Source organism: Njordella calcicola, from assembly GCF_056494125.1.
The window spans coordinates 1,518,696-1,531,242 of record NZ_CM151396.1 but is presented as its reverse complement, the minus strand read 5'-3'; the positions used below and the strand labels follow the sequence as shown (position 1 = coordinate 1,531,242).

Genomic DNA, 12,547 nt, shown 5'->3' with positions numbered 1-12,547 from the left:
TAAACCTCAAATCACTTTCGTGAACAGGGATGGAGTGCAGCGGCAATCAAATCATAACCTTTACTGCCAACAATCTCTGACCGGTACATTTCTCCCACGGTAAGCGCTCGCTCCGGTTCCCCGGTTAAGTAAACCACCGCGTCTACATCTGGGGCGTCGGCAAACGTTCGGCCAATCCCAACGTTTTGTTCGGCGTCCAAAATCTTGTCGATAATGACATCCAACTGCTGACCAGCCTGGGCCTGAGCCCATGCGAACCCTGCTTGTTGTTGGACAGCCATCAATGCCTTTTGACGCTCATTTTTGATTCGCTGAGGCAAATGATCAGGTAGTTTAGCCGCCGGTGTATCGGGTTCAAACGAGTATGGAAAGACGCCCAATCGCTCGAAGTTTGCCGTCGCGACAAAATCTTCTAAATCCTGGTATTGTTCGTCGGTTTCGCCCGGGAAGCCAACAATCATGGTGGTACGCAGTACTAACGAAGGAATACCTGTTCGCAAACGACCAATCAATTCTGAAATCTGATCGCTCGTCACTCGTCGCGACATGCGTTTAAGCATCGTGTCATTGTAGTGCTGCAGAGGAATATCGATGTAAGGTAGGATTCGCTCCGAACTTGCAATCGTTTCAATCAAGCGATCATCAATGTACATCGGATAGAAGTACATCAATCGAATCCAATCGATACCGTCGATCTTGTTAAGTTCCTGCAGCAGTTCGTTCAGGCGTGGTTCGCCGTACATGTCGATGCCGTAATAGGTCGTGTCCTGCGCGACAATCACCAACTCGCGGACGCCTCGATCGGCCAACGCTCGCGCCTCGCGGAGCACGGAATCCATCGGTTTGCTGGCGTGCTTGCCTCGCATCTTCGGAATCGCACAGAAGGTACACAATCGGTCACAGCCTTCTGAGATCTTCAAGTAGGCAAAATGGCGAGGAGTGGCCGGCAAACGTACCTCGTCGGCCAGGGCTCGAATCGGAGCTGGACGGAAAATCGTCCTTTGTTCTTTTAGTCCATGGATAAAGGAATCGGCCAGCGAGACTATTTCATCGCGTCCGAATACGCCAACCAAGCCATCGATTTCTGGCCGTTGTTCCAGCAGTTGCTCGCGGTTGCGTTCGGCCAAACACCCAGTGACCAAGACCCCGCGAATCTTCCCCTGACGTTTCAGGTCCAGCATTTGGTCGATTGTTTGCATCGATTCCTTGCGAGCCGAATCGATAAAGCCACAGGTGTTGATGACGACAAAATCGCAATTATCCGGCGCGTCGACCATCTGGTAGCCATCTTGGTGCAGAAGTCCCAGCATCTGCTCGCTGTCGACCAAATTTTTCGGGCAGCCCAAAGAAATGAAGCTGTAAGTGCCCTTGGCGGCCGAACTGTCAGCGGCGCCTGCTAAATTGCGGTTCGGTCGTTGTTCAACTGCCGGAAGTATCGGTAAACTGTGCATTCCAAGTGATCGCGGTGCAAAGAGACCAGGAAAAGCTCATAGCATAAGCGAATTCCTTCAAAACAAAAGCGAAATTACGGACCGATGCTGCAGCGTGAACTTGAACCGGAAATAATGTCCCAGTGGGAGGACGCCGATTGCTATGATCAAATGGACCATAGTCAGGTGAATACCCAGTTCGTCTCCGACCTATTGGTCCAGTGCAATCGAGCCGGAATTTCGCTGGGCGAAGACATCTGCGACCTGGGCACCGGCACGGCTTTGATTCCGATCGAATTGTGTGCCAGAGTCCCGAAAGTCCGCGTCATGGCGGTCGACGCTTCGATTTCTATGCTCGAACTGGCGAAGTATCGGATCGAGGTCGCGGGGTGTCGCGAACGCATCCAATTGCATCACGGCGACGTCAACACTTTGGGATTTGCGGATCAGTTTTTCGACGCGGTCATCTCCAATTCGATCGTCCATCATTTAGCGAATCCAGCGAGTTTTTTTCGGTTGTGCGGTCGCCTACCTCGTGCCGGTGGCTGTATTTTCGTGCGAGACTTACTGCGGCCAGACTCGCCTGCAGCGGTCGAGTCGCTGGTCCAGTTGCACTGTGGCGATGAAACTCCACTGGCACAACAGCTTTTTCGGCAAAGCTTGCATGCATCCCTAACGCTTGAGGAAGTGCGCCAACTGATTACCGATGCCGGAATGAAGCCGACCTATCTGGCAGCGACCTCCGATCGGCATTGGACTTGGTTTCATGTCGTCGAAAAGATTGGCTAAGTCCATTTCCCTTTAACCTCCATGATGGAATAAAACACCTCTCATGCAACAGTACCACGATCTGTTAAGTGACATCTTACAAAATGGCGTCGACAAGTCCGATCGCACCGGGACCGGGACACGGTCGGTCTTTGGCAGGCAGATGCGATTTGATTTAAGCCTGGGCTTTCCCCTTTTGACGACGAAGAAACTGCACGTTCGCAGTATCCTGCACGAGTTACTGTGGTTCCTCAAAGGCGACACCAATATCGCGTATCTGCGCGAAAACAAAGTCAGTATCTGGGACGAGTGGGCCGATGAGCAGGGCGAACTAGGGCCCGTCTACGGGAAGCAGTGGCGATCCTGGCAGTGTGCCGACGGTCGAACCGTGGACCAAATCGTGCAAGTCGAACAAGCGATCCGTCAGACGCCTGATTCACGCCGGTTGATCGTTAGTGCGTGGAATGTGGCGGATATTCAGCAGATGGCTTTGCCTCCCTGCCATTTGCTCTTTCAATTTTACGTCGCTCGCGGACGCTTGAGTTGCCAACTGTACCAACGCAGCGCGGATGTTTTCTTAGGTGTCCCTTTCAATATTGCTTCCTATGCCATGCTCACGATGATGATGGCGGCAACCACCGGCTTGCAACCAGGAGAGTTCATCCACACATTGGGGGACGCTCATCTGTACTCCAACCATTTTGATCAAGCTCAATTGCAACTCACGCGGGCCCCCCGGGGATTACCTAGCTTTCAAATCTTGCGTGTCCCCAACAGCATTGTCGATTTTCAATTCGAAGACTTCGAGCTGACCAATTACGACCCTCATCCCCACATCGCAGCCCCCGTAGCCGTTTAATGTCCATTTCAGAAAAGAACCGAATTTGCTTCATTGTCGCGGTGTCGCAAAATCAAGTGATCGGCAACAACAACGATCTACCATGGCGACTGCGCAGCGACCTGCAACGTTTCAAGCGTTTGACGATGGGACACACCATCGTGATGGGCAGAAAGACCTTCGAGTCGTTACCCAAAGTGCTACCTGGTCGAAAGTCGGTCGTGCTAACTCGTCAAACCGCATGGAGCGTCGAGCATGCGGACGTACAGGTCGCAACGTCAATGGACGAGATCCTTCGCACCAGACAGAAAGAAGACCCACTGTTTGTGATTGGTGGTGCTGCTATCTTTCAACAATTCTTACCGCTCGCCACCGAAATATTTTTGACCCGAGTGCTAGCGGATGTCGTGGGAGACACGTACTTGCCAGCCTTTGATTTCCATGGCTGGGAACTTCGGGCCACGGAGTACGTACCGATGGACCCTCAGAATCAATATCCAACGCGGTTCGAGCACTGGAAGAAGGCGTAAGGGTCGCTTATACCCCACACCCGTTTTCAAGACACCAATGAGCATGCCTCATTGGCGAATCAGTTTTGAAGTTAGAACGTGCCACCTTTCCACTTATTTGTGGAAGCTGTATTGAGCGTTCTTGGGATCGAAGTCTGCGTCAGTCAAACCAACGTTCACCTTGATGTTCTGATAGGTGTACTCTTCAATGACTTGTGGTTCAGCTCCTGGCGTTTTGGGCCAATCGTACGCCGCGTAACGCACAGGGATTTGCAGTTCTTCATCCATAAAGATTTGGGCAATATGGAAGTCGAACGGACCAGCCTTCGCTGGGTGAGTCACTTGAATGACGCGGCAATCACGCCCGCTGACTTTTGCACCTTGCAAGAACTCAACCTTGCAATCGCCATGCTTTCGATCGCGTTCACCTCGCTCAATCAACTTGGTAAGCAGGTTTTCAATACCGATGTCGGTGATTGGGTAACGCTGACCCTTCATCGCTAGCCAGCCGTTGGGTTCTAACGTGTGTGTCCCCAACATGCGTTTCATGCCGCCTTCATGTGCGATGACTTTACCTTCATTCGCATTTTCGACGAACAATACTTCGCGGCCTTTGACAGTCGCAGGCTTAAGGAATGTTAAATACACGCTGAATGGCGTGGCAATCTGTCCGTTTTGAACATCGCGATTGCGGATCTTAGCGAACATGTATTCGTAATCGCCAAGCTGTCCGTCAATCAGTTCTCGCTTGATCAGAATCGCGGTGTAGTCCTTCACCGTCGATCGCATGTGAACCAAGCTCTGCTCGGCCAATTGGATCGCAGGATCCAGTGGATGCGGCTGGGCAAACCCTGGTGAAAGCGGCTCATTCTTGCTCAGACGAAAAACTGGCTCGGTGGCGTTTCCAGGTGTTTGTGCATGAAGGTTAACGCAGGCCAGTGCGGATAATGCTAATGCGACTGCCGTTGTATTCAAAAGATTCCACACTCGTTTCATAACTCTGCCGTTTCCTTCCGTGCTAAGGCAAACACCGCCTGGTCCAGCGGCGAGGGCAACAGTAGACGATCGCTAACCCTCACTGCAATAGATCATCGAGAAATCTAGACGGCGGCGATAAGTATTGAGCAACCATTTGCGGGCAAAAACTCAATCGCTGGCCTCCATGGATGAGTTGTAGAACGTATAACGGTTGCGAAGGATTTTCTGCAAACCATCATCCGCACTCAACAAACAGCGGCTTTCCGCCGCCGAGGTTCCAGGCGATAAAATTCCCAATCGAACCTGGTTTAGCAAGATTACTGGAGACCTTACTCGGCCGGGATGCCCAAATAATCATTGAGCGGACGGGCATTGGGCCAATCTTGAGGCCACAAAGTCCAGACGTTAGTTTTCTTCTGCAGATCGGCAAAAAGCTTCTTGCGCATCGAGTCGCGTTTTTCTTCGTTGAGTTTCTTGCGAATCTCCTCGGACGCCTCGGCAAACGGCAGCACATGCGCTTCCTCACGTTCCAACACCACAACGACATGGTACCCGAGATCATCCTCGATGATTTGGCTTAGTCGATTTGGCGGAATCGTGAAAATGGCTGTCTCGACCGCTTGGCTGCGCAAGACCCCTTGGCTAGTCCAGTCAAAGTAGCCGCCTTCTTCCGCATTGCTCGCTTGCGAACGTCGTTTAGCAACACTGGCGAAATTCGCCCCCCCCGTACGCACTTCTTCGAACATGCTTTCCATTTCGCGATAAGCTGCCGCCTTGTCCGGAAACTTGCTAAACAGCACACTCATTTTCTGAAAGCGCACACGAGCAGGCCGTTGCCATTGATCTAGCTCTTGTTCATAGCGGTCACGGATCTCAAGCACATCGATGCGGACCTTGTCTGGTATTTTGCTTTTGACGTATTCATCTGCCAGTACGCTGTCCATGAAGGTTAGCTTTTGACCTTCCAGCGAGGAACGTTTGGACCGCAAGATTTGATCCAGTTCCACTTCGTTGGCCGCTTTGTACTGCTTCAGAAGAATAGGCACATAGGATTCGTAGAACGCTTTGTTGACTTGGATTGCGATTTGTTGCCGCGCGTCTTTGCGATCGTTGACCGGTTTGTTGGCCGCCATTTGGATAAAGAATTGCTGCGAGAACATCTTCATTTTGATGACTTCAACCAGTGCCTGGCGAAAAAACTTATTCCGCATCGCGGCTACTTGGCTGGGCGGGGCATTGTCAGCCATCTCCGCCAGCTTGAGTTCGAACATCGACAGGACTTCACCAGCCAGCACGTGCTCTTCCCCCACCACTGCTACCAAACGGCCAGGGGTGAATTCAACTTCGTTCTCCGCGCCCTCAAATTTAACATAACCCGCTTCCAACGCCGGTATTCCAGCGGCAATCGATTGCTGCGCTTGGGCAACCGAACTTGGTTGAAGTGAAGTCATTCCGACAAGCGTGCAACATGCCACACTTCTGACCAGTTTTGAGTATTTCAATTGGGATAAGTGATGCATTTGGGTTGAGTTCAGCAGCTATTGGGTTCTAATACGCCAACTTAGACAGCTAAATATCTAGCAATCCGCGACGTGACCACGCTTCCAGCTTTGGAATCAGGTGGTTTATAGTCCTGTTGATTTCGTCGCAGCAAGATAAATCTGGCTTGAACCCAACTATCCCGACTATTTTTTCCACAGGCCATCGACAGTGAAAGTTATCGTCCAAGAAACCCCGGAAGCTTGCGCAAAATACGTAGAAGAGCAAATTGTCGAAGCGATTCACCTATCAACCCTGGCCAGACGCCAATGCAATATCGTTTTGGCCGGTGGCTCGACCCCGAAATTGCTTTATGAAAGGCTAGCGAAACTCCCACCCAATTCTCTCGATTGGTCCCGCGTCAACCTCCTGTGGGGCGACGAACGCAATGTGGCCGCCGACCATGACGACAGCAATTTCCGGATGGTTAAGCAAGCGTTGCTAGATCACTTGCCTGAACCCCAGCGACCACAGGTCCATCGCATTCCCACCGGAGATCTGCCCGCCCCCGAAGCTGCCGCGGCGTACGATAAATTCCTGAAGAATCTGATTGCCAATGAACCTAGTTCCTTTCTGGACGTGGTGCTGTTGGGCATCGGCGACGACGCTCACACCGCATCGCTGTTTCCGGAAACCGAAGCCCTGAATGTTGAAGATCGCTGGGTTGTTGAGAATTGGGTCGATAAGCTCAATACCTGGCGCGTGACGCTGACATACGCTGCACTGAACCGAGCCTCACAGGTCTACTTTTTGGTTTGCGGCGCTTCCAAGACGCCTGCACTACGACAGATTTGGACTGAGCCGACCAACGTGGCTCTATACCCAGCCCAAGGCATCCAGCCAGTTTCGCGGCGAGTCACTTGGGTTATAGACAATGCCGCCGCCAGTGGGTTAAACGACATTATCAGCTAACCTTTATCAGTTGGCATTTCGCTTTCTGTCGATGCTTCTACGCTCGTAATCAACGGCGCACGAACATTGATCGGCGTCTCTGGGGCAACATGCACACTACCCACTTCCGCTTCCAAATCCTTGAAGCGATGACGCAGCGAACGCGGTGAGCCGATGCTGTAGTAGGCCCAAACAAAACATGCCAACCGCGCCACGGCCGTGATTGCAAACGCAGCATGATAAGCGCCTGGCGTCTTACCCAACATATCAATGCACCAACCACCGAAGGCAGCTCCCACAAACCAAGCCACCGAGTTTCCAAAGTTGTAAAGCGTCAATATCTGAGCTCGGCGGGCTAACGGAATCGCTTCGAAGAACACCAACAGCATCGCAAGTTCAAAGCCTGCCCATGCAACACCTGCCAGAGCCTGCACGCCTAAGATCCACCAAAAGTTGGGGGAGATGATCCACAGCGGAGCCAGCGGAATAATCGCTATACCAGCGGTCCACAATAACCTTTGCGTCCCCCAACGTTTTGCATACAACCCCCAGTAGTGCAAGGTACAGATACGTGTCACAAAGGCGCAAGCCACGATCGCCACAAAGTGCGGATATGTAAACTGCAATTGCACCAACATATAAGGTGCGAAAAATGGACCTGAAATCTGCAGTGAAGCGGTCAGCATGATCAAATAGAAGATCAGTTTCTTGGACGACGTATCCAACGCGACCCAAGCTTCTTTAGTACTCACGCCGTCAAAATGAGCCCTATCGATGGCTGCCGTGGTCTTATGCTGAATCAGATACCAAACACTTGCCAAGCGCGAGGCAAACGCAAACGAGAACAGCAGCATGAACCCGATCAATCGCAGCTCAACACGCGTCAGTTGCTCCAGAAGAATCCCACCGATCAAAAATGAACTGAGCGTTGCTAGCTGGGTAAACCGAGTCCGTTTGGCAAAGTAGCGGGGACGGATTTTACCAGGCACGATCTGCGAAATCCAAGCATTCCAGCCAGGTGCGGAGGCCATTCCGCCTGCCCAATAAATCGATACCGTCACATAAAACAGCCACGCTGGAATACTGCCCACGGCTGCCGCGATAATCAGCGGTACAAATGCGAGTGCTTGGATACCCACAAACAGCAAGATGGTCTTTCGATACGAACCACCGGAGCGCAGTAAACGCAAAGCGATCAATTGCGAGATACCGCCGCACAGGATTGGCAAACTGGTCACCAACCCCGCCGTGACTTGCCCTAAACCAACCGCCAGCGCGAACGCAGAAAAGTAGTTTTCGCCAAAACCGACCATGCCCCCGTAATATGTCCCATCCAACGTCGACGAGCGCAGGTTGTGCTCTAGTTTGTTGGTAGAACGTTCAGCGGGAGGCATTTTGCGTGGGACGCTCACAGGCGTCCGTGGTTCGACTTCCAGTGTCTGCATGATCATTGGGGCAAGATAGATAGCGCGGTATTGTTCCTTTCACTATGCGCTGTAAACGGCGATAGCCAAAGCCCAAACCGAAAGACGTCGTTGAATTTGATGACTGAATCAAGATCAGACGCTGCGGTGCGGCAGAAGTTCACGCGATTTTCTCGCAAAGCTTCTCCAAGCGTTTGGCCGAAACGCTGATGATGGTTCCGAGTTGTTGAGCGAACAATGACACGCGGAACTCTTGCAACATCAACGCCAATTCGGCGAGATCCCGCAGCAAGCGCCCTTGATGAACTTGCAAGGGTTGGTCGGCAGCCACAATCGATTGGTGGTTTTGCAGCTTCTGTTCAAAGAACTGCTGGAATGTGACGAGCGATTGAGTGGCTTTCTGGTCTGCGGCCAGCCCTCCGGAATTTATTTTTCGAATGCGATGTTCTATCGCTGCAAAATAGCGTGGAAACTCGCGTAGCAATTCCCAGGGGTGTATTGTTAAGAATTGTGGCTGCAGCATCCAAGAAAGCTGTCGCTGGATATCCTCCTGGGCGGCCGCGTAAAGCTTGCTGCCTTCCCACTGTAATGCTGCCGCCTGATAGGATTCGGCAAGTTTAGGTAGCCAACGCCCAACGTCAGCGGCCGCCATCGAGATGCGTTCAAAGGCACGGACCTTCCGCAATTCAAAATCTTCTTTGGTACGCACCGCCGGTTGCTTGTGAATCAGCGCAAGATCGACAAGCAGCCAGGCCAAGCCGCGTTCCAAATCGGGAGTGGCCAAACGCCGCCCAAGATTCAGCTTTACCTCACGCAGGCCCGGTAAATGCCGAACTTGGCTCTGCACATCACGGTGAAAAACCTGCGTCAACAATTGAGTAACGCCCAGCCGCAATTGTATCGCGGCAGCCTCGGGATGATCGACGACAGCCACATCGACCGCATCGCCAGCGATGTCGAAAGTTGGGTAGAGCGTGAGGGTGCTGCCTGACTGCTCGACCACGATTTTTTCCGGCAGGGCTTCGACGGCGAAATCCTTCAATCCCGTACGATACCAAGGCTGCTCTGTCAACTTAAAGCTGCTTGCAACGGCCGCAGATCGCTGTGGGGCATGGACGGTTGCTCGCAGCGCAGCGACATCGCGTGTGGTCTTGGTGACTTTGCCATCCGGTGCGACCACGGCAATTTGCAGATTGAGATACTCATCTAGTTTATCGGGCTGAAAGTCCTGCCGCTCGATTTTCTCTCCAGCCAACTCCGACGCGATGCGGCAGAGCACAACCCAAAAGGAAGCCGAGGGCGTCTGCTGCTCCAACATTTGGCGGGCGATTTTTTCGGCCGCATCCGGAGCAGGGCTCAGATTGCGGCGCAATCGTTTTGGCAGCGATTTGATCAATCCTTGCACTCGGTCACGAAGCAAACCAGGCACTAACCATCCAATACGATCTTCGGAGATTTGAGCAATTGCCGATTCGGGAATGAAGGCGGTAATACCATCGTTCTCCGTTCCAGGGGCGTATTGATATGTAACGGGGACATTCGCGCCGCCCACATTCAATGATTCTGGGAAGGCATTGAGGATCTCCTGGCGATTCAATGACCTGACCAGCTCGCTGTGACGCAGATACGGAGACGCGTCTGCTTGCGATTCCGAATCCAGGCTACGATCCCATTGTTCTAATAGATTGCGGTCCGTAATCTCCAAGGGAATCCGCTGATGATAGAACGCTTCCAGTTGAAAACGATCCAAAATCAAATGCTGGCGGCGCGAACGATGCGCGAATTCTTCCAGTTCTTCCAGCAACTTGAGATTGTCCGAGACAAACCGTGCCCGGGTCTTTAATTGCCCATTGACGATCCCTTCATCGATCAGCAATTGCCTGGCAGTGACCGGATCAATCGGCGACAGCGCAATTCGATCGGCGGGCAGAGCAGGTAGGCCGAAGAGGTGAGCTTTGCGATGAATCATCGCTTGCCCAGTCTTGCTGCTGAAGTGCGGAGAGTCATAAGAGTACTTGATCAAGTGCTGCGCCAAGTCGCTTAGCCAAAATGCTTCGATGGCCGCAACGTTGCGAGCATAACGTTGGGAGGTTTCAACCAGTTCAGTGGCCACGATCCAACGGGGCGCCGCTTGTTTGACGCCGCTGCCAGGCCACATTTGAACTTCCAAACGATTCGCCGCCCAGTAACGCCCATCCTCACGACGCATGGCGATACCGGACAACAAGCCAGCTAACATCGAGCAGTGGATCGATTGATAATCGGAATCTCGCAGCAGTCGTTCGACTTCTTCTTTGAAAGGATTCTTTGGCTCTGCGTCACGGTGCTTGACCTGTGACGATCTGTTCTCACGTGCGTTCGCTGATTCGGCAGCTAACTGGACCGCGGGCTTGGGAAGCCATCGTCGCGGACCGATCTTCATCCCGTGCAGTTCCGTCAAGCGTTCTAACTGGTGATGCACATCCAGCCATTCGCGAAAGCGAGCGGTCGAGAGGAAACGTTGCTGGCAAGCCTTTTCCAGTTTAGACCTACTGAGCGTTGACTTCAGATGGTGATAGAAATCCCATAGCAGCAGCAGACTACCGTAGTCGCTGGCCGCGTGCTGAAATATTCCGTGGGCTTCGTCCGCAGCCGCTTGTTTCTCGGCAGGTCGCAAACGCGGATCCTGAATCTCTAATCCCGAGGCAATGATTAAGCAATCGGCCAAGCAGTGATTGTCATGAGCCGCAATCAAGATGCGAGCGATGCGAGGATCGACCGGCCAGCGGCCGAGCTTGCGTCCCAGTTCGGTAAGTTTTTCATCTTCACTGATGGCGTTTAACTCATGCAGTGTTTTTTTCGCTTCGCGCACCGACTCGGGTAAAGGAGCCTCCAGCCAGTCCAGTGATTCTAGATCATGGATGCCAGCGAGTTTGACTTGCAACATCACATGCGCAAGGTTGGCGCGTCGGATTTCGGGAGTCGTAAACGCGCTGCGGGAAGCGTAATCCTCCTCGCTGTACAACCGAATGCAGATGCCGTCTGCCACGCGACCACAGCGACCTGCGCGCTGATTGGCGCTGGCTTGTGAAATCGGCTCGATTGGCAAACGTTGCACCTTACTACGGGCCGCGTATCTTGAAATTCTCGCCAGACCTGAATCGATCACATAGCGAACTCGGGGAACCGTAATAGACGACTCCGCCACGTTGGTTGCCAAGATGATACGAGGTTTTCCGCCCGGATTAAAAATCTTGTTTTGTTCCGCTTCGGTCATTCTGGCAAAGAGCGGCAGGATATCGATTCGCTGTAGTTGCCCTTGGTCTGTGAGATGCCCGCGCAGTTGTTTCTCCTGAAAACGAATCTCGCGTTCAGTGGGCAAGAAAACCAAAATGTCGCCCGTGCCTTCAGCCATCAATTCATCGACCGCATTGGACAATGCCTGCCAGTCGTCGGACGTCGGACGATAGCGGACTTCTACGGGAAAGGTGCGTCCACTGACAAAGAACACCGGAGCGGGCCCCGCATCGGTGGCAAAGTACTGAGCAAACTTTTCAGCGTCGATGGTCGCACTGGTTACGATGACGCGAAAGCTGGGGCGACGACGAAGAATGCGTTTCAGATGAGCCATCACGAGATCGATGTTGATCGACCGCTCATGAGCTTCGTCAATAATCACGCAATCGTATTGGTGCAGTTGATGATGGTGCTGAACTTCGGACAGCAAGATGCCGTCAGTCATCAGTTTAACCACAGTGGTTTCTGAAACGCGATCGGTGAATCGCATCTTGTAACCGACGAAGTCTCCCAGCGGCGATTCCAGTTCGCTGGCGATACGACTTGCCACCGATCGGGCAGCCAAGCGTCTGGGCTGCGTATGGCCGATCCAACCGGTGCGGCCCAAGCCCGCCTCCCAGCAGTACTTTGGCAATTGAGTGCTCTTACCCGAGCCCGTCTCACCGCACACGATGGTGACGGGATGATTGCGAATCGATTCGACGATGGCAATGCGATCCGCTTCGATGGGCAAGCTAGGATCGTAATTTAATGGAAGCTGCAATTGACTGCGCCGCTGCAGTTCCGCTGGACTGAGATGTGGTCGGTTTGAGCGACCTTTGCGGCGACGTTTCTTCGCAACCGGTTCGCCTGGCGAAGAGGAAGGCGACGCTTGCGGATTATCACTGGACACAG

Annotated in this window: 9 protein-coding genes; 4 read left to right on the top strand and 5 right to left on the bottom strand. The window is 52.8% G+C overall.

Annotation, left to right across the window (positions count from 1 at the left end; translation table 11 throughout):
- Positions 1–11: 11 nt before the first annotated feature.
- Complete coding sequence (rimO, locus tag SH302x_RS05785; RefSeq protein ID WP_479367782.1) at positions 12–1,451, bottom strand: 30S ribosomal protein S12 methylthiotransferase RimO; 1,440 nt, start codon at positions 1,449–1,451, stop codon at positions 12–14.
- A 114-nt stretch (positions 1,452–1,565) separates the two neighbouring features.
- Between rimO and SH302x_RS05780 the strand changes: the two genes are divergently transcribed.
- From SH302x_RS05780 to SH302x_RS05770, 3 genes are read left to right on the top strand one after another with little or no spacing between them, the layout of a single operon-like run.
- The gene (locus tag SH302x_RS05780) at positions 1,566–2,219 is read left to right on the top strand and encodes a class I SAM-dependent methyltransferase (RefSeq protein ID WP_479367781.1); all 654 of its coding nucleotides are present in this window, start codon (positions 1,566–1,568) and stop codon (positions 2,217–2,219) included.
- Positions 2,220–2,262: 43 nt separating this feature from the next.
- Positions 2,263–3,057 carry a thymidylate synthase gene (locus SH302x_RS05775; RefSeq protein WP_479367780.1) on the top strand — a complete coding sequence of 265 codons (795 nt, stop codon included), beginning with the start codon at positions 2,263–2,265 and terminating at the stop codon, positions 3,055–3,057.
- Positions 3,057–3,566, top strand: coding sequence for a dihydrofolate reductase (locus tag SH302x_RS05770; RefSeq protein WP_479367779.1), 510 nt, complete (start codon positions 3,057–3,059; stop codon positions 3,564–3,566). Before SH302x_RS05775 ends, SH302x_RS05770 begins: the two co-directional genes overlap by 1 nt.
- A gap of 93 nt (positions 3,567–3,659) precedes the next feature.
- On the opposite strand, the gene SH302x_RS05765 is transcribed toward SH302x_RS05770, so the two are convergent.
- Together SH302x_RS05765 and SH302x_RS05760 are read right to left on the bottom strand one after the other, a co-directional pair.
- The gene (locus SH302x_RS05765; RefSeq protein ID WP_479367778.1) at positions 3,660–4,541 is read right to left on the bottom strand and encodes a DUF1571 domain-containing protein; all 882 of its coding nucleotides are present in this window, start codon (positions 4,539–4,541) and stop codon (positions 3,660–3,662) included.
- 311 nt (positions 4,542–4,852) lie between these two features.
- The gene (locus SH302x_RS05760) at positions 4,853–5,974 is read right to left on the bottom strand and encodes a peptidylprolyl isomerase (protein ID WP_479367777.1); all 1,122 of its coding nucleotides are present in this window, start codon (positions 5,972–5,974) and stop codon (positions 4,853–4,855) included.
- A gap of 259 nt (positions 5,975–6,233) precedes the next feature.
- Here SH302x_RS05760 and pgl point away from each other — a divergent pair, with 259 nt between their 5' ends.
- Positions 6,234–6,974: a 6-phosphogluconolactonase gene (gene pgl / locus SH302x_RS05755; RefSeq protein ID WP_479367776.1), complete on the top strand. Its 741-nt coding sequence runs from the start codon at positions 6,234–6,236 to the stop codon at positions 6,972–6,974.
- Here pgl and SH302x_RS05750 read toward each other — a convergent pair.
- Positions 6,971–8,404, bottom strand: coding sequence for an MFS transporter (locus SH302x_RS05750; protein WP_479367775.1), 1,434 nt, complete (start codon positions 8,402–8,404; stop codon positions 6,971–6,973). The genes pgl and SH302x_RS05750 overlap by 4 nt on opposite strands.
- Before the next feature lie 133 nt (positions 8,405–8,537).
- Positions 8,538–12,545 (bottom strand): ATP-dependent RNA helicase HrpA, encoded by a 4,008-nt coding sequence (gene hrpA / locus SH302x_RS05745; protein ID WP_479367774.1) that lies wholly within the window; start codon positions 12,543–12,545, stop codon positions 8,538–8,540.
- Between the last annotated feature and the right edge of the window lie 2 nt (positions 12,546–12,547).